Annotated in this window: 21 protein-coding genes; 10 read left to right on the top strand and 11 right to left on the bottom strand. The window is 63.4% G+C overall.

Translation table 11 applies throughout. The features are described 5' to 3' along the window. Positions 1 to 25 precede the first annotated feature (25 nt). Together FNV92_RS24095 and FNV92_RS24090 are read left to right on the top strand one after the other, a co-directional pair. Positions 26 to 1,075, top strand: coding sequence for a hydroxyacid dehydrogenase (locus FNV92_RS24095; protein ID WP_143844265.1), 1,050 nt, complete (start codon positions 26 to 28; stop codon positions 1,073 to 1,075). 118 nt (positions 1,076 to 1,193) lie between these two features. After that, complete coding sequence (locus FNV92_RS24090; RefSeq protein ID WP_143844266.1) at positions 1,194 to 1,643, top strand: flagellar basal body rod protein FlgC; 450 nt, start codon at positions 1,194 to 1,196, stop codon at positions 1,641 to 1,643. A 19-nt stretch (positions 1,644 to 1,662) separates the two neighbouring features. Here the strand turns inward: FNV92_RS24090 and FNV92_RS24085 are convergent, their stop codons facing one another. Next, positions 1,663 to 2,604 carry an ornithine cyclodeaminase family protein gene (locus tag FNV92_RS24085; protein ID WP_143844267.1) on the bottom strand — a complete coding sequence of 314 codons (942 nt, stop codon included), beginning with the start codon at positions 2,602 to 2,604 and terminating at the stop codon, positions 1,663 to 1,665. A gap of 163 nt (positions 2,605 to 2,767) precedes the next feature. Here FNV92_RS24085 and FNV92_RS24080 point away from each other — a divergent pair, with 163 nt between their 5' ends. Continuing rightward, on the top strand, positions 2,768 to 2,980 hold the full coding sequence (locus FNV92_RS24080; RefSeq protein ID WP_143844268.1) for a hypothetical protein: 213 nt from the start codon (positions 2,768 to 2,770) through the stop codon (positions 2,978 to 2,980). Positions 2,981 to 2,983: 3 nt separating this feature from the next. Here the strand turns inward: FNV92_RS24080 and FNV92_RS24075 are convergent, their stop codons facing one another. The 6 genes from FNV92_RS24075 to FNV92_RS24050 all read right to left on the bottom strand — a co-directional run bounded on the left by FNV92_RS24075 (position 2,984) and on the right by FNV92_RS24050 (position 10,682). Further along, complete coding sequence (locus FNV92_RS24075; protein WP_143844269.1) at positions 2,984 to 3,562, bottom strand: GNAT family N-acetyltransferase; 579 nt, start codon at positions 3,560 to 3,562, stop codon at positions 2,984 to 2,986. A gap of 6 nt (positions 3,563 to 3,568) precedes the next feature. Then, complete coding sequence (locus tag FNV92_RS24070; protein WP_143844270.1) at positions 3,569 to 5,926, bottom strand: Orn/Lys/Arg family decarboxylase; 2,358 nt, start codon at positions 5,924 to 5,926, stop codon at positions 3,569 to 3,571. 64 nt (positions 5,927 to 5,990) lie between these two features. Beyond that, complete coding sequence (locus FNV92_RS24065) at positions 5,991 to 6,626, bottom strand: 2-hydroxychromene-2-carboxylate isomerase (RefSeq protein WP_143844271.1); 636 nt, start codon at positions 6,624 to 6,626, stop codon at positions 5,991 to 5,993. Between the two features lie 11 nt (positions 6,627 to 6,637). Beyond that, positions 6,638 to 8,554 carry a flavin-containing monooxygenase gene (locus FNV92_RS24060; RefSeq protein ID WP_143844272.1) on the bottom strand — a complete coding sequence of 639 codons (1,917 nt, stop codon included), beginning with the start codon at positions 8,552 to 8,554 and terminating at the stop codon, positions 6,638 to 6,640. Next, positions 8,551 to 9,192, bottom strand: a complete 642-nt coding sequence (locus tag FNV92_RS24055; RefSeq protein ID WP_143844273.1) for a TetR/AcrR family transcriptional regulator — start codon at positions 9,190 to 9,192, stop codon at positions 8,551 to 8,553. Before FNV92_RS24055 ends, FNV92_RS24060 begins: the two co-directional genes overlap by 4 nt. After that, on the bottom strand, positions 9,189 to 10,682 hold the full coding sequence (locus FNV92_RS24050; protein WP_143844274.1) for an AMP-binding protein: 1,494 nt from the start codon (positions 10,680 to 10,682) through the stop codon (positions 9,189 to 9,191). The genes FNV92_RS24055 and FNV92_RS24050 overlap by 4 nt, the downstream gene beginning before the upstream one ends. Before the next feature lie 171 nt (positions 10,683 to 10,853). Here FNV92_RS24050 and FNV92_RS24045 point away from each other — a divergent pair, with 171 nt between their 5' ends. The 7 genes from FNV92_RS24045 to FNV92_RS24015 all read left to right on the top strand — a co-directional run bounded on the left by FNV92_RS24045 (position 10,854) and on the right by FNV92_RS24015 (position 17,142). Continuing rightward, positions 10,854 to 12,113, top strand: a complete 1,260-nt coding sequence (locus FNV92_RS24045) for an ABC transporter substrate-binding protein (protein WP_143844275.1) — start codon at positions 10,854 to 10,856, stop codon at positions 12,111 to 12,113. 90 nt (positions 12,114 to 12,203) lie between these two features. Next, on the top strand, positions 12,204 to 13,106 hold the full coding sequence (locus FNV92_RS24040; RefSeq protein ID WP_015687285.1) for a branched-chain amino acid ABC transporter permease: 903 nt from the start codon (positions 12,204 to 12,206) through the stop codon (positions 13,104 to 13,106). Next, the gene (locus FNV92_RS24035) at positions 13,103 to 14,122 is read left to right on the top strand and encodes a branched-chain amino acid ABC transporter permease (RefSeq protein WP_143844276.1); all 1,020 of its coding nucleotides are present in this window, start codon (positions 13,103 to 13,105) and stop codon (positions 14,120 to 14,122) included. The genes FNV92_RS24040 and FNV92_RS24035 overlap by 4 nt, the downstream gene beginning before the upstream one ends. A gap of 2 nt (positions 14,123 to 14,124) precedes the next feature. Further along, complete coding sequence (locus tag FNV92_RS24030; RefSeq protein WP_143844277.1) at positions 14,125 to 14,880, top strand: ABC transporter ATP-binding protein; 756 nt, start codon at positions 14,125 to 14,127, stop codon at positions 14,878 to 14,880. Beyond that, positions 14,877 to 15,590: an ABC transporter ATP-binding protein gene (locus tag FNV92_RS24025; RefSeq protein WP_015687282.1), complete on the top strand. Its 714-nt coding sequence runs from the start codon at positions 14,877 to 14,879 to the stop codon at positions 15,588 to 15,590. Before FNV92_RS24030 ends, FNV92_RS24025 begins: the two co-directional genes overlap by 4 nt. Before the next feature lie 163 nt (positions 15,591 to 15,753). Beyond that, positions 15,754 to 15,972, top strand: coding sequence for a hypothetical protein (locus FNV92_RS24020; RefSeq protein ID WP_015687281.1), 219 nt, complete (start codon positions 15,754 to 15,756; stop codon positions 15,970 to 15,972). Positions 15,973 to 16,083: 111 nt separating this feature from the next. After that, positions 16,084 to 17,142, top strand: a complete 1,059-nt coding sequence (locus FNV92_RS24015; protein WP_143844278.1) for a YeiH family protein — start codon at positions 16,084 to 16,086, stop codon at positions 17,140 to 17,142. A gap of 141 nt (positions 17,143 to 17,283) precedes the next feature. Here FNV92_RS24015 and FNV92_RS24010 read toward each other — a convergent pair whose 3' ends face one another. From FNV92_RS24010 to FNV92_RS23995, 4 genes are all read right to left on the bottom strand, one after another. After that, positions 17,284 to 18,156 carry an ABC transporter ATP-binding protein gene (locus tag FNV92_RS24010; RefSeq protein ID WP_168213586.1) on the bottom strand — a complete coding sequence of 291 codons (873 nt, stop codon included), beginning with the start codon at positions 18,154 to 18,156 and terminating at the stop codon, positions 17,284 to 17,286. Further along, a complete protein-coding gene (locus FNV92_RS24005) occupies positions 18,153 to 19,022 on the bottom strand; it encodes an ABC transporter permease (RefSeq protein WP_244623645.1) in 870 nt (289 codons plus the stop codon). The genes FNV92_RS24010 and FNV92_RS24005 overlap by 4 nt, the downstream gene beginning before the upstream one ends. A gap of 35 nt (positions 19,023 to 19,057) precedes the next feature. Beyond that, positions 19,058 to 20,479 (bottom strand): ABC transporter substrate-binding protein, encoded by a 1,422-nt coding sequence (locus FNV92_RS24000; protein ID WP_168213587.1) that lies wholly within the window; start codon positions 20,477 to 20,479, stop codon positions 19,058 to 19,060. A gap of 165 nt (positions 20,480 to 20,644) precedes the next feature. Then, positions 20,645 to 21,421, bottom strand: a complete 777-nt coding sequence (locus tag FNV92_RS23995; protein WP_143844282.1) for a Crp/Fnr family transcriptional regulator — start codon at positions 21,419 to 21,421, stop codon at positions 20,645 to 20,647. Positions 21,422 to 21,457: the final 36 nt, after the last annotated feature.

The following is a 21,457-nucleotide window of genomic DNA, read 5'->3' as shown; positions in this document are numbered from 1 at the left end:
CCTCGATAGAGCCGGAAGGGTCCTGATGTCCGTCAACAGCAAGCGCGTCTTCTACGTCAAATACCTGGCCAACCCGATCTATATCGACATCCTGAAGGCGCGGCCCGACGTCCGGCTCGATCGCATCGAGAACGAGAGTCCCGAGGATTTCTACGCGCCGATCATCAGCGCCGCCCATGTCTACCAGATCGGCGCCGCCCGCGACGAGCTCGCGCCGCATTTCCATGTCGATGCCGGCTTCCTGAAGCGAACGCCGAACCTGTTGCTCGTGTCGAGCAACGGCGCCGGCTTTGATCCTGTTGACGTCGAGGCCTGCACCGATGCGGGCGTTCTGGTCGTCAACCAGTCCGGCGGCAACGCCCATTCGGTTGCCGAACACGCGCTGGCGATGATGCTGACACTGTCCAAGCGCATCATCCAGTCCGACCGCAAGCTCCGCAGGGAGTCCAACGTCAACCGCAACGAGCTCGTCGGCAACGAGGTCGAGCACAAGACCGTCGGCATCATCGGTCTCGGCAATGTCGGCCGCCGGATCGCGGCACTCTGCAAGGGTCTGTTCGGCATGAAGGTGCTGGCCTACGATCCGTACCTCACTGCCGAGGTGATGGCCGAGCGGGGCGGCGAGAAGGTCGAGCTCGACGAGCTCTTGCGCCGTGCCGATTTCGTTTCGATCTCCTGTCCGCTCGACAAAAAGAGCCGCAATATGATCAGCACGCGCGAGTTCGCGCTGATGCAGCCGCATGCCTATTTCATTACCACCGCGCGCGGCTTTATCCACGACGAGGACGCGCTGCTCCAGGCGTTGCGCGACAAGCGCATTGCCGGTGCCGGCATCGACGTCTGGTCCAAGGAGCCGCCGCCGCCGGAGCATCCGCTGCTCCAGTTCGACAACGTGCTGGCCAGCCCGCACACCGCCGGTGTCACCATCGAGGCGCGCCAGAACATGGGCCGCATCGCCGCCGAGCAGGTGCTGGACACGCTCGACGGCAAGCGCCCGCCGCGCATCATCAATCCCGAGGTCTGGCCTCGCTATGCCGAGCGCTTCAAGCAGGCCTTCGGCGTGGCGCCGGGGTAGCGGCGCGCGAGAGGTCTGATTGCGCTCTGGCCGTGGTTACGAGGGTGCAAATAGAATGCGGCCGATTTTACTGATGGCGTGAGGGAACGCGTATGACTTGTCCTCTAGATCAGGGGGCATGAGCATATTCTCGATTGCGACATCCGGACTTTCTGCGGCGAGCCTGCGCGTGAACGTGGCCGCGAGCAACATCGCCAACGCCAACACGACCGGGCCGCTGCCTGCGACAGGCGGGTCGAGCCCGTCGCCTGCTGCCGGCAGTCCGGGCATCGCGCCGACGTTTCCTGCGGCCTACGTGCCGCTGCGGGTCGATCAGGTCTCCCAATCCAGCGGCTCGACGCCGGGCGGTACGGTCGCGACCGTGTCGACGGTTTCGCCGAGCTATACCGCGCAATCCGACCCGAGCGCTCCCTTTGCAAACCAGGACGGCCTGGTCGCCGCGCCGAACGTCGATCTTGCCAACGAGTTCGCTCAGCTGGCGACCGCGAAGTACAGCTTCATTGCCAATGCGAAGGTCATTCAGGCTTACGCCGAAACGACGGATTCGCTCCTCGACATCACCACGTGACGACGCCGGGGTAGGGCGTCTACCCCAGCTTTGCGCCGAGCTGCTTGAACACGGCCTCGCAAGTCATGAGGTCGAGATGGCCGCCGCCTGCGTTCTTGAAGAACGTGATGTCGGAGGGTGACACGCGCCCCTGCACGCGGCCACTGGCGAGATCGTAGAGATCGCCGAGAACATCCTTTTCACTGATCGCGCCGCTCGCGATTGGCTGCAGGATGTCGCCGACGCCATGGAAGGCGGATTCTTGCCGGTCCACGAAGACACGCGACATCCTCGCTGCCTCGTCATCGGCCTCGCGGGTTTGCGGTGTATAGCCGCCGACAAGGTCCAGATGCGTGCCCGGCCGCAAATTGCGGCCCTTGATCAGCGGTTGATGCGCGCGGGTGCAGGCGGTGATGACGTTGGCTTCGCGCGTCGCGGCATCGAGGTCCGTGATCGTCTCCGTCTTCACGCCGTCCGCGGCCAGTCGCCTGGCGAGATCATCGGCCCGTTCCGCGCTCCTGTTCCAGATCAGCACGCGTTGCAGCGACGGTCGCACCGTTCGATGCCCCCGGATCAGCCATTCCGACATCTCACCGGCCCCGACGCAAAGCAGCGTTTCGGGATTGGGTGGCGCGAGCAGTTTCGTGCCCAGCGCGGAGTCGGCGGCGGTGCGCCAATGCGTGATCTCGGTGCCGTCCATCGCCGCCAGCGGCCGCCCGTTGGTGCCGTCGAACAGCACGCAAACGGCCTGCACCGCCGGCATCTTTCCTTCCGCCAGATTGGCCGGAAAGCTGGTGAACATCTTGCTCGCCATGTACCGGCCGGGATCGACGGCGCTGCGGATGACGTATTGCCCTTTCTCGTCGCCGAGGAAGGCGTCCAGAACCTCCATCTTCGGTCGGCGATGCGCCTCTTCCAGGGCCGCAATGAGGATCGGAAACGTCAGGGCATTCGTGACTTCGGTATCGGAGACAGAGTGCAAGGGAAGATCCTCTTCGGTGGCCGGCAGTTGGCCTTAAACCCGCGCGGAAAGTTCCGCAATGAATCTTGGGCCAGAGATCATCAACCTTGATCCGCGTCAAAATCTCCTTCCCCTGTTTGGTCCAAATGAGATTAGATTGGCTGCCGGGGCAGCAGGAGGTCCCATGTCCATCTATGTCGTCAGGTTCATGAAGGACGTGCTCGGGGAGTACGGTCGGCAGAGCGAGATTTGCCAGGGTACGCTGGAGATCGACGCGGCTGACGAGAACGAAGCCACGGAGCGGGCCAAGGCGAAGTTCTGCCGGGATCAGGCGTTGCAGCACTGGTCGCTGCATGCCGACCGCATCCATGTGAAGCCGGCTGACTTTCCTTCGTGAGGCTTATCGTCCCGGCGCGGTTCCCGGGGGCGGCGCGGTCGCGCCGGTTCCGAGCGACCGCTGCACCATGACGGTGTCGGACCAGCGGCCATGGCGATAGGCGACACCGCAAAGCAGGCCGGCGCGTGCGAAGCCGAATTTCTCGTGGAGCGCCAGCGAGGGGGCGTTGTCGGCATCGATATAGCCGATCATCTGGCGGAAGCCGGCCGCCGCACAGGCATCGATCAATTCCTGAAGCAGCAAACGTCCGACACCGCGGCCGAGATGGGCGTGGTGGACATAGATCGAGTGCTTGGCCGTGTAGCGATAGGCCGGACGCTTGCGGAACAGCACCGCATAGGCATAGCCGACGACCTCGCCGCGAAAGGTCGCGACCAGATGCGGCAGCCGGGTCTGCTTCAGATTCTTGCGCCGGTCGCGTAGATCATCCGGCTCCGGCGCGCCTGTTCCCTCGACGTCGCGCGGCACCCCATTGCGGACGTGGTGGCGATAGATCGCCAGCATCGCCTCGATATCGCTCTCGCGTGATGGCCGGACCAGCACCAGCTCGCCGTCTGGACGCGCAATCGCTGTTTCGGTCATCGTCACCTACTCGACGGCGACGTAAGTGTAGAGCCCGATGCGGCCATGGGCATCGACCTCCTTGTAGACGCCCTGGATTTCCACATCGAAGCCCGGAAATGTATTGAAGCAGCTTTCGAACATCTTGAGATAATCGACCATGGGCTTGGCCCGTTCCGTCAGCCGCTCGCCGGGAACGATGGTAGCGATGCCGGGCGGATAGACCACGAAGGGCGTGGTCGCGATGCGGCCCGCGATTGCCTCGATCGGCAGATAGTCGACATCGTTGCGGATCAGGCGGCGCGCTGCATCGCGCGGCGACATCGCGATCTCCGGCATGTGCTCCGGCATGAACTGCCGGGCCTGGAGCGCGCTGACATTGGCATCACCGAAGAAGCGGTGCATCTCGCCGCAGAGATCGCGTAGCCGGACTCCGGCATAGCGCGTCTGTCGCCGCTGATAGAACTCCGGGATCGCGTCGGCCAGCAGCGCATTGTCGTCGTGCAGCCTCTTGAACGCGACGAGGCCGGAGATCAGCGTGCCGGCCTTGCTCGCCTCGACGCCGGGAGTGAGCAGGAAGAGCAGGGAGTTGAGGTCGTTCTTTTCGGGGACGATGCGGTTCTCGCGCAGATATTGCGCGACGATCGGCGCCGGGATGCCGTGCTCGGCATAGGCGCCGGTGGCGCGGTCGAAGCCGGGTGTCAGCAGTGTCAGCTTGTTCGGATCGGTCATGGCAAAACCTTCCGCGAGGTCGGGAAAGCCGTGCCAGCTGGTGTCGGGCGAGAGCTGCCACAGCGCGGGATTGGTGGCGAGCTCGTCGGTGGAGAGTGTCTCCCAGGCGACGTTGTGCGCGGCACCGGGGCGGCTGACGTCGGGAATGGCGACGCGATCGGGCACGAAGGGCTCGAAGAACCAGCGGCGATCCGGATTCTGCTCCTTCTCTTCGAACTCCCGGCGCATCGCACGGATCTTCTTGCGGAGCTCGATGCCGAGCCGGATCGTGTCGTCCCACAGCACCTCGCCGGACCGGCCCTTCATCATCTGGGCGCCGACATCGAGCGAGGCGAACAATGGATAGAAAGGAGACGTGGAAGCGTGCTGCATGAAGCTTTCGTTGAAGCGGCGGTGCTCGACGCGGCGCTTCTGGCCGCGGATATGGCGGTCCTTGATGTGGATTTGCGAGGCCTGCGAAAAGCTCGCGAGCTGCTTGTGGGTTGACTGCGTCGCGATGATGCCGGGCGCATCCGGAGGAAGGTTGGCCAGCCCCATCGCAAAGCGGCCGGCATAGAGCGGGTGGAACTTCATGAAGCCGGCCCAGGCCTCGTCGAACAGGATGTATTCGCAGAGATGGCCGATACGCTTCAAAATCATCTCGGCGCTATGGATCGATCCGTCATAGGTGCATTGCTCGACGACGGCGACGCGGAACGGCCGCTCCTTGCGCCAGGCGTCCTTATCCTCGACCAGCGGGTGGTTGCGGATGGCGTCGCGCAGTGCCTGTTCGTCGAGGGCGTCCCAACGCATCGGCCCGATCAGGCCCCAGGCGTTACGGACGGTCGGCACGTAGATCGGGATGCCGCCATTGATCATCAATGCGCCGTGATGGGCGGCCTTGTGGTTGTTGCGGTCGAACAGCACGAGGTCGCCGTCGGTGACAAGCGCGCCGAGCGCGATCTTGTTGGAGGTCGAGGTGCCATTGAGCACGAAATAGGTCTTTTCCGCACCGAAGATCGCTGCTGCTTCCTTCTGCGCCTTCAGCGCCGGGCCCTCATGGGTGAGGAGGTCGCCTAGGTCGAGCACGGAATTGTCGAGATCGTCCCGGAACACGGACTCGCCGAGATGCTCGACGAAGACCCGGCCGATCGGACTGCGGTTGTAGAAAACGCCGCCGTTGTGACCGGGGCAGGTCCAGAGCTGGTTGCCTTCCTCGGCATAGTCGACCAGTGCGCCGAAGAACGGCGTCTTCAGCGTTTCGGCATATTGCTTGAGCCGGCTGATCAGGTTCTTGGCGATGAAGGTCGGCGTCTCCTCGGACAGGAAGACATAGCCGTCGATGAAGTCGAGCACCTCGACCGGCAAATCCTCGAACCGCTTGCGCCGGATCAGGAGGATGATCGGGAAGTCGAGGCCTCGGCGGCGCATCAAATTGATCAGCGCGGAGGTCTTGCCCTCCAGCCCCTTTTTACCCCAGTCCACCACCATGCAGCCGATCGCGGCATCGGTCTGCACCGCCATCTCGGCGTCTTCCAGCTTGCGAGCCCGGACCACCTCGAATCCGGAGCGCTGGATCTCCTCAATGATCTGGTTGAAGCGGTTGCCTTCGAGGTCGTCGGCGTCGAAAACTGGTGCTGCGAACAGGAAGTTGAAGCGCTTGAAATAATCCATGTGCGGTCCCGAATATGCCCCGCTACACGTCTCGGTGTATTTGATGACGGTTCTATGACAGCGGTCACGTCGGCTTGCGATGCCGGCTGCCGAGCGCGGCTTCGATCGTCTCGGGCTTCTCGATGCGCTCGATCAGCAGATCGATGCGGTCGCCGCCCCAGAACAGCTCGCCGTTGAACACCATGGTGGGCACGCCGAACACGCCGAGTGCCTCGGCCTCGTCGATGATGCGGTCATGCTCGGCGCGGGCTGGGCCGTGGACATAGGCTTCGAACTCGCTGGCCGAGCCGCCGCAGGCGGTGATGACGCCGCTGATGTCGGCGAGATCGTCGATCTCCAGTTCATGGCTCCAGAACTTGCGGAACACCGCGTCGTGGTAGGGGTGGAAGAAGCCGTGGCGTTGCGCGAACAGCATGCCGACGCTGGCATGGAAGGCATCGTAGATTCGCCGAGGCCCCTTCATGACGAGCCCCTGCGCGTTGGCATAGCGGCGCGCGTCCATATAGGCGTAGCGCACCTTGCGCCAGAAATGCGGCGTGCGCTCTTCCACCGTGCCCATGAATTCGGCGACGCGCAGGGTATAGGGGAGCCATTCCAGCTCGACGCCGTGCGTTTCTTCGAGCTCGAACAGCCGCTTGTTGGCAACGAATGCGTAGGGGCTCTTGTAGTCGGTGTAGATGCGCACAGATGGCTTGGGCATTGCGAGCCTCCCTAAGCTTCTGCCTTCGTCAGCCTGTATTGCCCCAAATCGGGGTCATGCGTCATGCGCCAGTAATCCACGAACCGCCAGGGCATCGCGGAGAACACGCGGCCACTCGCATTGCGGTAGTAGGTGCTCATGCCCGGATGGGTCCAGATCATGGTCTCGTGCTCGGCATCGACCTTGCGGACGTAGTCGTCGAGCACGTCCTGGCGCACGTCGACGGCGGCGACGTCCTGCTCGATCATGTCGGCGAGGCAGGCGGAGATGTAGCGGCTCTGGCACTCCGACTGGAAAATGACGCTGCCGCCGTGTGCCGGGCCCGAGTTCGGTCCGAGCATGCAGAAGAAGTTCGGAAAGCCCGGCACGGTGAGGCCGAGGAACGCGGTCGGGTTGTCATTGGCCCAGGCCTGCCGCAAATCCTTGCCGTCGCGGCCGCTGATGTTGAGGCGCGCCGCCATCTCCGTGACCTTGAAGCCGGTTGCGACCACGACGATGTCGGCGGGACGGCGCTCGCCGTCGGCGGTGACGATGCCGCCCTCGTCGAAATGATCGATCGTGTCGGTGACGAGTTGGACATTGTCCCGAGTCAGAGTCTTGAACCAGTTGTTGTCGAGCAGGATGCGCTTGCCGTAGGGCGGATAGGTCGGCACGCACTTTGCGATCAGGTCGGGCCGGTCCTTCAGCTCGGCGAGGATGAATTCGGTCAATTCCTGGCGGTGCCGGTCATTACCCTTGTTGACGGCACGCTTGGGATGCGGCCACGCCGGGTCCTTGCGAAGGAAGGGCAGCAGGCCGTCGCCGTAGCGCCAGAACATGTTGAAGCGATACCACTGCACGTAGAACGGCAGATGCGCCAGCAGCCAGCGTGCGCCTTCGCTGATCGGGTCGGCGTAGCCCTTCACCGGCCGCGCCCATTGTGCGCTCCTCTGATAGACCGTCACCGAGGCGACGCGGCCGGCGATGGTCGGCACGAGTTGCATCGATGTCGCGCCCGTGCCGATCACGGCGACATGCTTGCCGTCAAGCTTGATGTCATCCGACCACAGCGCCGAGTGCAGGATCGTTCCCTTGAAATTTTCCTCGCCCTTGAAGCGCGCGCGCGAGGGATCGTTTAGCTGGCCGATGGCAGAGACCAGCGCGGTGGACTCGAACGTCTCTTCGCCATTCTCGGTCTTGAGCGTAGAGATCCAGCGCCGCTTCTCCTCATCCCAGCGCGATGATGTCAGCTCGGTGTTGACACGCAGATGCTTGCGGATGCCGTATTCCTCGGCGACCTTCTGAAGATAGCCGAGCAACTCCTCGCGTTGACAGAAGTAACGCGTCCATTCGTTGTGCGAACCGAAGGAATAGGAGTAGGAGTGGTTCGGCGTGTCGACGCCGCAGCCGGGATAGCGGTTGATCCACCAGGTGCCGCCGAGCTCGCCGTTCTTTTCGATGATGGTGTAGGGAATGCCGAGATGGCCGAGCGCGACGCCAAGCGCGATGGCGCAGACGCCGGCGCCGACGATGAGGACATGCTGTTCCGCGAGCTTTTCGTCGGAGGGACGCTTGGTCCAACGCGGCTCGCGCGGCACGAATCCCATCTCCTCGCGCATCAAGGGCGCGTATTCCGGCGCGACGTTCTCGCCGAGGCAGCTGCGCATCATCTTCAGCAGCAGTTCTTCGCCGGGATCGATGATGACGGGCCTGGGCGTGCCGTCGGCAAAGAGCTCGACCACGGCGGCGCGGATCTCGTCCTGGATCTCCTTGGGCACCCCGGCTTCGGGATCGGGAATGAGGCGGATGTCGCGCTTGGGCAAGTACGGCGGCTCGAGCCAGCGCATATCGCCGGTCATGTGTACCAGCACCATCAGGAGGCACCGGATGTCGCCTTCGGCGATCGCCGAGGCGAGGTCGAGCGGCTGGCGTGGAGATCCGATGTTCATGGCGTTTCCTGATCTCCGGATGAACTGAACAGTCCACGCGTCATCAGCTTGCGGTAGGCGGAGATGACGTGGTCGGGAACGGCGGTTACGCCGCCTTCCGAGTAGGAGTAGCGGCGGCTGAGATAGCCGCGCGAGCCCATCAGCATGTGGACGATGGCCTCGAATTCCTCGTCGCTGTAATCCTCGATGGCGCCGGCCCCGCGGGCGCGACGCAGGATGCGGACATAGGCGACCGAGATGTTGTCGAGATGCTTCTGGTAGCCGATCGGTGCAAAGAATTCGGCTTCGTTGAGGATGCGCAGGAATTCCGGCACCTCGCGGATGAAGTCGAAGAAGGCGGAGAAGCGCGCGATCTCCTGCCGCGCCGCATCCGCCGTGCCGGTGCGGGCGCGGATGAACTCGACCATGTCGAGGCCGATCTTCGGCAGGAGCTGGTCGAGCAACTCCTGCCGGTTCTCGAAATGATTGTAAAAGGTGCCTTGCGCGACGCCGGCCTCTTCGGTGATGCGGGCGACGGAGGCTTCGGCATAGCCATGCTTTCCGACGACCTTGGTGGCGGCCTCAAAGATCTTCTGCTTGGTCCAGGCGTTGCGCTCGACGCGATTGAGCTTTGCGACCTTGGCATTCGCTTGCGTCATTCAGACGTCTCCAGCTCGGTGCGCAGCACGCGCTTGAGAATCTTTCCGCTCGGATTGCGCGGAAGGCTGTCGCGGATGACGAGCTGCTTCGGCACCTTGAAGCTCGCCAGCCGGGCGCGGCAATGTTCGGTGAGGGCGGGGAGCTCGAGGCTCGCGCCTTCGGCCAGCACGACGATCGCGACCGGCCGCTCGCCCCAGCGCGGATCGCGCAGGCCGATCACGGCGACCTCGCGCACCTCTGAAAGTTCGTAGATGACACGTTCGACCTCGGAGGAGGCGATATTCTCGCCGCCGGAGATGATCATGTCCTTCTTGCGGTCGGTGAGGTACAGGAAGCCTTCGTCGTCGAGATAGCCGACATCGCCGCTGCGGAACCAGTCGCGGAAGAAGGCGGCCGCCGTCTTGTCCGGATCCTTCCAGTAGCCGCGCGTGATCTTGGGGCCGCGCAGGCAGATCTCGCCGTTGACGTTCGACGGCAGCGTCCTGCCATCCTCATCGCGAATCTCGATCTCGACATGGGCGATGGCCCGCCCCGTCGAGCCGATCTTCTCGATCTCGCGGCCGGCGTCCATGAAGGTGTCGCCGCCGACGGTTTCAGTGAGGCCGTAGGCGTCGATGTAGCGCGCATTGCGGAAGTATTCGGAGAAGGCGCGGATGCGCGCCTCCGGCGTCTTCTCGCCGCCGCCGATGGCCCATGCCAGGCTGGAGACGTCGTAGCTGTCGCGGGTTGGGCAGGTCAGCATCGCGGTGGTCATCACGGGGGCGAACCAGGCCGCGTTAAGCTTGTCTTCCGCTATGGCGGCAAGCGCGCTTTCCGGCTCGAAATTACGTTCGATGTGGATGAAGCCGCCGTGCCAGAGCACGGCGATGCCGGGCAGGTCGAGCGCGCCGACGTGATAGAGCGGGCCGACGACGAGCAGTCGCGTGCCGGCGTCGAGGCCGAGCGCGATGGTCTGGTCGGCGGACTTCCAGTAGAAATTATCGTAGGAGAGCATCACGCCCTTGGGGCGGTCGGTCGTCCCCGACGTGTACATCAGCCGCATCAGGTCGGACGGCGCGCGCACATGCATCGGGGCGGGCGGCGTGTTGCCGGCGAGGCGTGTGACGCTCTGCTGGGCGGCCTGGTCGAGCACGACAACCCTTGCGCCAGCGGCATTCGCAGCCAATTCATCATCAACGATCAGGAGGCGCGCACCGGCATTGCCTGTGATGTAACCGACCTCGTCGCGTGAAAGGCGGAAGTTGATCGGCAAGAACACCGCACCAAGATGGCTGGTGGCAAACACCAGTTCCAGAAACGCCGCGCTGTTCTTCATCAGCACCGCCACAACATCATCGGCACCGATGCCCTGCGCGGCGAGCCAGCCGGCGGCCTTGCGGATGCGCGCATCGAAGACGGCATAGGAGATCTCCTCGCCGCGATATTTCAGCGCAGGCTGGTCCGGCGTGCGCCGGGCATGAAAGGCGATGAAGCTCGACAGGTTGATCATTGCGCGGATTTTGGGCCAGTTGCGGCCTCGTTGCCTCCATCGATGAATTCTGACTCGTAATTCATCTTTGGCTTGACGTCACCCCCCTACCTCTGAAATCCTTGAACCCACGGAGACGAGACGATCTCCGACAGGGATCAGGAAACGCCGACCCGAAAGAGGGAGGGGAAAATGACGAGAACCCGCACGCCGGGCATCAGCCGCCGTTCAACGCTGGCGCTGATGGGCGCCGGTGCGATGAGTGTTGCCGCGCCGTGGGTGGCGCGGGCCCAAGCCAAGACCATCAAGATCGGCATGCCGACAATTCTGTCGGGCCGCGTCGCGCAGCTCGGCACGTCGTCGCGAAATGCGGTGATGCTCGAGGTCGAGAAGGTCAACGCGGCCGGCGGCCTCGCCGGCCGGCAGATCGAGATGGTGATCCGCGATTCCAAAGGCCAACCGCAGGAAGCCGCCCGCGTCGCGCGCGAGCTCGTCAACACCGATGGTTGCGAGTGGCTGATCGATGGTGAGGCCTCGTCCGGATCGTTCGCGGTCCACGAGGTAGCGCGCGATCTCGGCGTGCTCTGCGTTCACACCTGCTCGGAAGCGTCCTCACTCACCGCCGATCCCAAGCAGCACATCCCGAACGCGTTCCGCTGCGTGCGCCAGGGCATTCACGATTCCATCGTCGGCGGCAGCTACGCCGCCGCGATCTCCAAGGCCAAGGGCCTGAAGAAATGGGCGACCTGTTCGCCGGACTATGCCTATGGCCGCGATACCACCGGCGAGTTCACGCTGTACCTGAAGCGCTTCGCGCCCGATGTCGAGATCATCAGCGAGTCCTGGCCGAAGCTGTTCCAGCCCGACTACACCGAGGTGGTGACCAAGATTCTGCAGGCCAAACCGCAGGCGCTGTACTCCTGCCTGTGGGGTGGCGATCTCACCTCCTACATCGACCAGGCCAACATCTACGCGATGTTCGGCCAGATGGAGGTGTTCGCGGTCAACATGGCGGACTACACCGCGCTCACCGTCGTGAAGAACCTGCCCAAGGGCATCCACTCCGGCAACCGCTACATCAAGACCTTCCCGGCCACGCCAGAGAACGCGGCCTGGGGCGACGCCTACAAGGCGAAGTACAACGAGTACCCGACCAACTGGTCGTGGCAGAACGCGACCGCCGTGATGTTCCTCGCCGAAGCCGCGAAGAAGGCGAATTCCACCGACGGCAAGAAGATTGCGGAGACATTGAAGGGTCTCACCATCAAGTGCCCGTTCGGCGCCGACGGCACCGTGACGATGCGCGGCGACGACCACACGCTGGTCGGCTACGCGATCGGCTGGGGCACCACGATCCCGCAGGAACCTTATGTGCCAGAGGTCAAGGCCGGCGACTGGAAGACGATCTTCGAGTTAGAGGCCGAGTGGAAGAAGAGCAAGGGTTACACCTGAACCGACACGCGGCGGAGACGGGCGACCGTCTCCGCCGTTTTCGTTTGGCTCTCCGCGCCGCTTCGGGCGCGCTGCAATGAAAGTGTTCCCGTGGATCTCGACGCGCTTGCCGGCTGCCTCACCAGTTCCTCCTGCCTGGTGACGCAAACCACCAGCGGCCTCATCATCGGCATGCTGCTGTTCCTGGTCGCGGTCGGGCTGACGCTGATCTTCGGCGTGCTCAAGGTCGTCAATTTCAGCCACGGCGCCTTCTATATGTTCGGCGCCTATTTTGCGATGACGGCCTATCAGCTCACCGGGAGCTTTGCGCTGGCGATGCTGGCGGGCGCAGCGGGCACCGCGATCCTCGGCCTGATCTTCGAGCGCGTCTTCATGAGCCGCGTCTACGGCGCCGACGTGCTGATGCAGCTTCTCGTCTGCTATGCGTTCGTGCTGATCTTCGACGACGTCGTGCGCCTGATCTGGGGCCCGGAATTCAGGTCGATGGGCATGCCGGCGGCGTTCCAGGTGATGCCGCTGTTCATCGCCGGGGGCGTCGTGCCGCCTTATTATCTGCTGCTGATCGGCGTCGCGCTGGTGGCGGCCATCGTGCTCGGCATCGGATTGTCGCGCAGCCGCATCGGCAAGGTGATCCGCGCGGCCGCGCACAATCCCGGCATGGTGTCGGCGCTCGGTATCAATACCGGCCTGATCTATGGCGGCGTGTTCGCACTCGGCGGTATGCTGGCAGGCTTGGCCGGCGCGCTTGCCGCACCGGTGCGGTCGCTGACGCCCGGGATGGGATTTTCGGTGCTGATCGAATCCTTCATCGTCACGGTGATCGGCGGCATGGGCTCGATCCTGGGTGCGCTGATCGGCGCGTTGCTGCTCGGCCTCATCAGGTCTTACGGCTCGCTCGGCTTTCCCCTGTTCACGGAAGGCTTGATGTACCTGTTCATGGTGATCGTGCTGGTCTCAAAGCCCACCGGCCTGTTCGGCAAGGAGGCGGCATGACCGAGCTCGAGGCCGGACGCGCCGAGACGCTGGCGCCGGTGCGCGATGGCGCGGCATTGTATCGCTATCGCGACGTCCTGATCGCGCTGGTCGCCTTCGCGGTTCTCGCGAGCCTGCCGCTGTTGTCAGGCAGCAAGGCGCTGCTCGATTTCGTCATCCGCTGCTCTGCCTACGGCCTGTTCGCGACCTCGCTCAACCTGCTGGTCGGCTATACCGGGCTGACCTCGTTCGGCCACGGCATGTTTTTCGGCCTTGGCGCCTACAGCTTCGGCCTGATCATGCAGAAGCTAGGCGTGCCGATTCCCGTGGCTTTCGTCGCGACGCTGGCGATCACGGCCGTGATCGCAGCCGTCATCGGCGCGATCTGCGTACGACTGAAGGAGATCTATTTTGCCTTTGTGACGCTCGCCTTCCAGATGCTGATCCACTCGACAATTTTGTCATGGGCCTCCTTTACCGGCGGCGATCAAGGCCTGCGCGGCGGTATTCCGCGTCCCGCATTCCTCGGCATCAATCTCGCCAACCACGTCCATCTCTACATCGCGAGCTGCGCGCTGCTGATCCTCGGCCTGCTCGCGATGCGCCAGATTGCGCAATCGCCGTTCGGCTACACCCTGCGCATGATCCGCGACAACGCCGCGCGCGCGAGCTTCCTCGGCATCGACGTCTGGCGCGCCAAGCTCACCGTCTTCGTGCTGGCGGCGCTGTTCGCCTCGATGGGCGGCATGGTGATGGCGTTGTTCGTCTCCGGTGCCTATCCGGAGTTCGCCTACTGGACGATCTCGGGCGAGGGCATTTTCATCAACATGCTCGGCGGCGTCTCGACCTTCCTCGGACCGATGGTCGGCACGGTGTTGCTGCTGCTGCTCAATGACACCGTGACGCGCTTCACCGAATATCACGGCATCGTGCTCGGCGTGGTCATCCTGTTCTTCGCGCTCGGCCTGCGCAAAGGCCTGCTCGATTTCGTCGCCGAATGGTTCGCGCATCGGCGCGATGCGAGCGAGGGGCGCTAGCTATGCTTGAGATTCGCAACCTCGCAAAATCCTTCGGCGGCGTGAAGGCCACCAACGACGTCTCGCTCGACTTTCCCGACGGCTCGCTCACGGCCGTGATCGGCCCCAACGGTGCGGGCAAGAGCACCTTCTTCAATCTCATCACCGGCGCGCTGAAGCCGGATTCCGGCCAGGTGCTGCTCGACGGCGTCGATCTCGCCGGCCGCTCGCCGCCGGAGATCGTGCGCCACGGCATCGGGCGTGCCTTCCAGGTCGCCAGTATCTTCAAATCGCTGACGGTGCAGGAGACCATGCTGGCTGCCGTCAGCGCCGACCAGCGGACGTCAGCGGTGCTGCACAAGCGCTTTCCGCTGCCGGAAACGCGCGACCGCGCCGAGCATGTGATGGAGCTGCTTGGCCTCGCGAGCAAACGCCATCGCACGGCTGCGACGCTGTCGCACGGCGACCAGAAGCTGCTCGATATTGCCCTTGCGCTGGTGCTCGAACCCAAGGTGCTGCTGCTGGACGAGCCGACCGCAGGCATGGGTCCGGAAGAGCGCTGGCGCATGATCGACAAGGTGCGCGAGCTCTGGGAGACGCAGAAGATCACCGTCGTCTTCATCGAGCACGACATGGACATTGTGTTCAAGATCGCGCCCAAGATCGTCGTGCTCTGCTATGGCCGTATTCTGGCAACCGGGACACCCGACGAGATCCGCAACAACAGTGCGGTGATCGAGGCCTATCTCGGCACCGAGCATGCGGGAGCCGCCGCATGAGCGCAGCCATCATCGAAGTCTCCGATCTCGACGTCTATTACGGCACCAGCCAGATCCTGTTCGGTGTCGGCCTGTCGGTGCGGCAGGGCGAGACGATGGCGCTGCTTGGCCGCAATGGCGCCGGCAAATCCACCACCATGAAGGCGATCATGGGGCTGGCGCCGCCGCGTCGCGGCAGAGTGAGCCTTCGCGGCGCGGTGATCTCCGGCCAGAGGCCACACCATATCGCGCGCGCCGGCCTCGGCTTCGTGCCGGAGGATCGCCAGATCTTTCCCGAGCACACGGTCGAGGACAACCTCGCCATCGGTCGCAAGAAGGGGCCGGAGGGCCAGGACGAATGGCCGATCAAACGCATCTATGAGGTCTTTCCGCTGCTCGAGCCGCTGCGCCACCGCATCGCGGGGCGGCTGTCCGGCGGCGAGCAGCAGATGCTCGCGATCGCCCGCACGCTGATGGGCAATCCCGCGCTGTTACTCCTGGACGAGCCGAGCGAGGGGCTTGCCCCGATCATTGTGCAGCGGATCGGGGAGCTGCTGCGGCAGCTTCGCCAACTCGGGTCGACTGTGCTGATCGCGGAGCAGAACATGCATTTCTGCCTGGGGCTGGCGAGCCATGCCACCGTCATCGACAAGGGCCAGATTGTCTACGCCGCCGGAATCGACGAGCTGAAGGCCAACGACGCGATCCGGCGCCGCTATCTGGCCCTGTAAGCCGCCGGCCGGTGCCCGAATAGGCCGAAAGAAGAAAGCCATCGTCCCGGGACTGTCCTGAGGAAAGAGTTTCCCCTTCGGAGGTAAAAAACGCCAATCGCTTCCATTGCCGTTTGAGGCCGAAACGACGACATTCCGTTCAGAAATTGATGGATTGGCGGCCATGGAACGCACTGGATTTGAACCCTTCGGCGAGGAGCTGGTGTCCGCAACGGACACCCAGCCGCGGTCGCGTGCGTCCAAGCTCCTGCTGCGGGTCGGCACCGGCCTGTTCTGGTCGCTTGTCGCCGGCATCGTATTTGCGCGTGCGGCCTTCTTCGAGCCCGGCGTGTATGACGGCTTCAGCCGCGTCGCCTCGCTCGCGAAAAGCCTGATCTTCTGAGCTGGAATATTCCAGCTCAAGCACAGAACTTCCCTCGGCCCTGATATGCCGAAAACTTATTCCCCTATCGAGCGGCGCTGCGTATAAATCCTTCTCCTGTTGGAGAGATTTGTGTCGCAGAATCAAGCATCCACGCCGGCTGACGCCAAGCCGGCCACCGCCGCGAGCCGCATTGCGGCGCTGATTCCGGGCATTCTCCTGTGCGTTCTGGTCGCCGGCGTCTCGGCCTTGCTCGAGCGGGCGGAACTGGGCGTTTTCGAGCATTCCTATGTCGAGGCGCTGGTGATGGCGATCCTGCTCGGAATGGCACTCCGCAGCTTCTGGAAGCCGGCGCCGCGTTGGCAGTCCGGCATCGCTTTCAGCGCCAAACAGCTGCTCGAAGTCGCGGTCATGCTGCTTGGGGCCTCGATCAGCTTTGCCGCCATCGCGGCGTCGGGCATCGCGCTGCTGGCATCGATCGCCGCGGTCGTCGTGGTCGCGCTTTGCACGTCCTTCGGTCTCGGCCGGCTGCTCGGGCTGTCGACGCGGCTGTCGATCCTGATTGCCTGCGGCAATTCGATCTGCGGCAATTCGGCGATCGCGGCCGTGGCACCGATCATTGGCGCCAACAACGACGAGATCGCCTCATCGATTTCATTCACCGCGATCCTCGGCGTGATGATTGTGCTGGGGCTGCCGCTGTTGATTCCGCTGTTGCAGTTGACAGCTACACAATACGGCATCCTGGCAGGTCTGACCGTTTACGCGGTGCCGCAAGTGCTGGCGGCGACGGTGCCGGCGGGGCTCGTCGCCACGCAGATTGGCACGCTCGTGAAGTTGATGCGGGTGCTGATGCTCGGCCCGGTCGTCGTCGGCCTCTCGCTCGCCGCCTCGCGCTGGCAGACCGGCGCGAAGAAGACCAATGTCGGGTTTTTCCGTCTCGTCCCCTGGTTCATCCTCGGCTTCCTCGCGCTTGCGACCCTGCGATCGCTGGAGATCGTGCCTGGTACGGTGGTGGGGCCGGTGACGAAGATCACGAGTTTCCTGACCGTGGTGTCGATGGCTGCACTCGGCCTCGGCGTGGACGTGCGCGTGCTTGCCAATGTTGGCGGAAGGGTGACGGCTGCGGTCACGCTGTCACTGATGCTGCTGCTCGGCATCAGCATCGCGCTGGTGCATTGGTTTAAGTAAGCAGGACAAAACTGCCGTAAGGTGGGCAAAGGCGCGAAAGCGCCGTGCCCACCATGTATCAGCATTCGTGACAAAAATGGTGGGCGTGCTTCGCTTCGCCCACCCTGCGAGTCGTCATCCGCGTAGGCGGGGCGCGGTAACCTAAATCACGTCCGCCAGCGAATGCCCCTGCAGCTCGATGTTCAGCCCCTGCATGCCCAGATCGGTGATCTCACCGCCCATCGCCTTGATGCTTTCCTCGCGGATCAGTGACATCAGTCCGCGGCGTAGTGCCAGGAACTCCGACGACATCATCATCGCTTGCTGCCGTGGTCGCTCCAGCGGGATCGGGATCTCTGCTTTGATCGAGCCGGGGCGGGCGGTCATGCAGTAGACGCGGTCGGAGAGGAAGATCGCTTCATCGATGTCGTGGGTCACGAACAGCACCGAGATCTTCAGTCGCTGCCACATGTTGGTGAGAATCTGCTGCATGATGACGCGCGTCTGCGCGTCGAGCGCGCCGAAAGGCTCGTCCAGCAGCAGCACTTTGGGCCCCGTCGCGAGCGCGCGGACGATGCCGACGCGCTGCTTCATGCCGCCGGAGAGTTTTTCCGGATAATGCTTCTCGAAGGCCTCGAGCCCTGCGAGCCCCAGCAGCGTGCGCGCAGCGCGTTCGCGCTGCGAGCGCGGCATGCCGCGCATCTTCAGGCCAAACTCGACATTCTCCCGCACCGTCTTCCAGGGAAACAGCGAATATTGCTGGAACACCATGCCGCGCTCGGCACTGGGGCCGTTCACACGCTCGCCGTCGACGGTAACGACGCCGGTCGTCGGCTTGAGGAAGCCCGCGACCGCATTGAGCAACGTCGACTTTCCGCAGCCGGAAGGTCCGACGATCGAAACGAACTCGCCCGGCCTCACATGGATTTGCGTATCGGTGACGGCCTGGACCGGTCCCTCGATACTGTCATAGCTGAGGGAAAAATTCCTGACCTCGATGTGGCCCTTCGGCGGGTTTGCAAGCATCTCGCTCATGTCGACCTCCACGGCATCACCAATTGTCCCGCGCCCCTGATGAGCAGGCTCGATCCGAGGCCCAATACGCCGATCGCGATCATGCCGAGTGCGATGTCGGCGTACTGGACCAGCGAATAGGCCTCCCAGGTGAAGTAACCGATGCCGTACTGACCGGAGATCATCTCGGCGGCGATAAGCGATACCCAGGCCACGCCCATGCCGACGGTGAGACCGGTAAAGATATGCGGCAGCGAGGCCGGAAAATACACGTCGCGGAAGATCGATCGCTCGCGCGCGCCGAGGCATTGCGCGGCACGCACCAGAACGGGGTCGACCAGCGACATGCCGTGCAGAGTATTGATCAGGATCGGGAAGAACGAGCCTAGGAAGGTGATGAAGACGATGCTCTGCTCGTTGGTCGGCCACAGCATGATCGCCATCGGCACCCAGGCGATCGCCGGGATCGGCCGCAGCACCTCCGCAACCGGAAAGACGATCTCATGTACGAGCTTGAAGCGGCCCATGATGAGGCCAAGCGGCACGCCGATGATCGCCGCGAGCGAGAAGCCGACCAGGATACGCCGGCAGCTCAAGGCGATGTGCAGCAGGAATTTTGGATCGTGGATCGCCTTGGTGAAGCTCGCATAGACCGCCAGCGGCGAGGGTACGTTGGTGAAGCGTACGAAGAACACGACGCGATAGGTCGTGAGCAGGTGCCAGGCCAGCAGGAAAGCGAGCAGCGAGATGATGCCGATTGCGGTCGCGCGCAGCCCCGCCCGGTTGAGCCGGTACCAGCGCAGCGCAAGCGTACCGAACGAGGGCGGTGTCGCTTGTGGTGTGGTGGCGGGCACGGAGCCCGCCTCGGCGATTGCTGTTGCCGGCATGCTGTCCTCGGAATGTCTGAGGATGGCGGAGCTGCTCACGTTTTGCCTCCGCCGACTGCTGCCTTCACCGCGTCGTCGAAGCCGAGCACCTTGCCGCTGATCCTGGCGGCGTGGGCTTCGGCGTCCTTCTTCAGCAGGAACGGCGCAACCTCGCCATTGCCGACCGCGAAGAACGCCTGGTCGGCGAACAGCTTGATGCCGCGGGTGGTATCGAAGACATAGGCGACGTTAATCTTCTTGCCCTTGGCTTTGAAGTCGGCATAGGCCCCCAAGGTGCAGCTCGCCGACGAGAACGGCAGGATGCCGGCGTCCTCGACCCAGACCTCACCGGCCTTGCGCGCATCGGTGATCGGCTTCTTGCAGAAAGCGTCTTCGCCTTTGATTTCGTAATTGCTGGTGCTCGCAAGCTGAGCATCGTAGTCGAGCTTCATCTCGGCATAGGCCTTGCGGATGTAGCTGTCGTCGACCCACTTTTTCGGATCGAATTCCTTCATGCGGCCGAGGTTCTGGAGGACCTTGACGTCGGTCGCGGCTGCATCGACCAACGCTGGTTTGACCGTTGGATCTGTCGTCATGTTGCCGCTAGGTCCAAGGAAGATGTAGACGACTTCCTTGTTGATTCCGGTCCATTCCTGGATCTTTTCGGCGGCGAGCTTGGGATCGTCGCGCAGCCACTGGTTAGCGGCGATCAGCGCCTTGAAGTAGGCAACGACGACCTCGGGATATTTCTCGGCAAAATCGGTGCGCACCACGATGCCGTGGAAGGTCGGCAGATTGGTCTCGACGCCGTCGAAGATCTTTCGCGCGAAGCCGCGGAACGGCAAGAGCTCGGCGAAAGGAACGAAGTCGGCATGCGCGTCGATCTTCTTCTCCTGGAGGTTGGTCGAACCAACCTCCGGGCTCTGGCTGACGAGCTGGAAGAAATCGGCGGGGTAGCCGCGATCCTGCATCGCCTTCAGCACCATGCCGTGCGCGGCGGAGCCGAAGGGCACGCTGACGAGCTTGCCCTTGAGATCGGCGAGATCGTAGTATGGCGAGTCCTTGTGAACCACCATGCCGTTGCCGGAGCCCGACAGGCTGTAGGCGGCAATGCCGACCAGGCGGCTCTTGCTCTCGGGATTACTGTCGAAGGTGAAGCCGTTCACGATCAGCGGATAGTCGCCCATCATGCCGATCTGCAGCTTGTTCGCCATCATGGCATTGGTGACGGGCGGGCCGGACGTAAAGTTCTGCCACTCCAGCTCGAACTTGATGCTGGAATATTTGCCGTCCTTCGGCAGATATTTCTCGAGAAGATGAAGCTGCCGGATGACGACGCCGGCCGTCACCGTGTTGGTCGTGGTGTCCTGCGTTCCGATACCGAGCGTGACGGTTTCCGCCGTAGCCGGCTGCGCGAGCAGGAGCGCCAGCGACGTCACCGACATCGCGATCGAGAGCGTGGGAAGATGGCGGACCATTCTCATCCTCATTCGGTTGGATGTGCTGTGGTTGCCATGATTGGGTGAGGGCTCGGGCAGGGCAAATCCGGAATGACCGCCGCAGTCGATTAGTTGCCGGGAAAAGCTGATTGCATACTCCTTGGGCAGTCTTGCACTATAAAGCCGCTTGCCTGTGCACCAACCCTAATCGCCGCTCTGGCCGCGCATCTCTTCCAGCACGTCGGTCCGGCACACCACGATCTGCGAGCGCTTGGTCACGACGATTCCCTTCTCCTGCATCCGCTTCAGGCTGATCGTGACCCATTGCCGGGTAGCGCCGACCATGTGGGCGATGTCGGCATGGGTGAAGGCGGCAGCAATCACCCGGCCGTCAGCGTCCTCGACACCGTAGAGCTCGACGAGATGCAGCAGCAGATGCGCGAGGCGTTGCGTGATCGAGCGCGTTCCCAGCATCTGCGCCAGCGCCGAATAGCATTTGCCCTTGAAGGTGAGGCCCTCGATCAGGCCGATGGCAAGACTCGGGATCTCCACAGCAAGCGACCGCAGCTCCTTCCCTGGCAGGTGCACGACGCTGCAATTGCTGGATGCGACGCCGGACCATTGATGCACGGTGCCTTCAAACACCTCGGGGCCGCCGACGAAATTTCCGACATGCCAGTAGGCCAGGGTGATCTCGCGCCCGAGCGGCGAGGTGTAGAACACACGGATGCGGCCGCTTTCGATTAGCCAGATGCCGTCATGCTTGCCGCCCTGGCTGAACAGCGTCTGGCCGCGGTTGAGCACCTTTCGGCGGCCCTGCTTCAACACCTGCTCCCGCTCGCGCGGCGTCAGCTTGTCCATCAGCGGCGGGGGCCCGCCGATCCATTGCTGGTTCTCGGTGAGCAGCAGCGAGGAACCACCTGCAGGGCGAACTATCGGGGGAACAGCCCCGCGAACCACATTGGCCGCCTGCAACATCATCCGCCTCCGGAACGTTTAAATCGTTCTAAAGAGGAG

Origin of the sequence: Bradyrhizobium cosmicum, assembly GCF_007290395.2 — a bacterium.
Taxonomy (GTDB): domain Bacteria; phylum Pseudomonadota; class Alphaproteobacteria; order Rhizobiales; family Xanthobacteraceae; genus Bradyrhizobium; species Bradyrhizobium cosmicum.
This window is presented reverse-complemented; position numbering and strand designations above follow the sequence as displayed.

Bases quoted from the DNA above. Each gene is read 5' to 3' on its own strand.
- FNV92_RS24095 (WP_143844265.1), top strand. From the start codon at position 26: ATGTCCGTCAACAGCAAGCGCGTCTTCTACGTCAAATACCTGGCCAAC.
- FNV92_RS24090 (WP_143844266.1), top strand. From the start codon at position 1,194: ATGAGCATATTCTCGATTGCGACATCCGGACTTTCTGCGGCGAGCCTG.
- FNV92_RS24080 (WP_143844268.1), top strand. From the start codon at position 2,768: ATGTCCATCTATGTCGTCAGGTTCATGAAGGACGTGCTCGGGGAGTAC.
- FNV92_RS24075 (WP_143844269.1), bottom strand. From the start codon at position 3,562: ATGACCGAAACAGCGATTGCGCGTCCAGACGGCGAGCTGGTGCTGGTC.
- FNV92_RS24070 (WP_143844270.1), bottom strand. From the start codon at position 5,926: ATGGATTATTTCAAGCGCTTCAACTTCCTGTTCGCAGCACCAGTTTTC.
- FNV92_RS24065 (WP_143844271.1), bottom strand. From the start codon at position 6,626: ATGCCCAAGCCATCTGTGCGCATCTACACCGACTACAAGAGCCCCTAC.
- FNV92_RS24060 (WP_143844272.1), bottom strand. From the start codon at position 8,554: ATGAACATCGGATCTCCACGCCAGCCGCTCGACCTCGCCTCGGCGATC.
- FNV92_RS24055 (WP_143844273.1), bottom strand. From the start codon at position 9,192: ATGACGCAAGCGAATGCCAAGGTCGCAAAGCTCAATCGCGTCGAGCGC.
- FNV92_RS24050 (WP_143844274.1), bottom strand. From the start codon at position 10,682: ATGATCAACCTGTCGAGCTTCATCGCCTTTCATGCCCGGCGCACGCCG.
- FNV92_RS24045 (WP_143844275.1), top strand. From the start codon at position 10,854: ATGACGAGAACCCGCACGCCGGGCATCAGCCGCCGTTCAACGCTGGCG.
- FNV92_RS24035 (WP_143844276.1), top strand. From the start codon at position 13,103: ATGACCGAGCTCGAGGCCGGACGCGCCGAGACGCTGGCGCCGGTGCGC.
- FNV92_RS24030 (WP_143844277.1), top strand. From the start codon at position 14,125: ATGCTTGAGATTCGCAACCTCGCAAAATCCTTCGGCGGCGTGAAGGCC.
- FNV92_RS24025 (WP_015687282.1), top strand. From the start codon at position 14,877: ATGAGCGCAGCCATCATCGAAGTCTCCGATCTCGACGTCTATTACGGC.
- FNV92_RS24020 (WP_015687281.1), top strand. From the start codon at position 15,754: ATGGAACGCACTGGATTTGAACCCTTCGGCGAGGAGCTGGTGTCCGCA.
- FNV92_RS24010 (WP_168213586.1), bottom strand. From the start codon at position 18,156: ATGAGCGAGATGCTTGCAAACCCGCCGAAGGGCCACATCGAGGTCAGG.
- FNV92_RS24005 (WP_244623645.1), bottom strand. From the start codon at position 19,022: ATGCCGGCAACAGCAATCGCCGAGGCGGGCTCCGTGCCCGCCACCACA.
- FNV92_RS24000 (WP_168213587.1), bottom strand. From the start codon at position 20,479: ATGGTCCGCCATCTTCCCACGCTCTCGATCGCGATGTCGGTGACGTCG.
- FNV92_RS23995 (WP_143844282.1), bottom strand. From the start codon at position 21,421: ATGATGTTGCAGGCGGCCAATGTGGTTCGCGGGGCTGTTCCCCCGATA.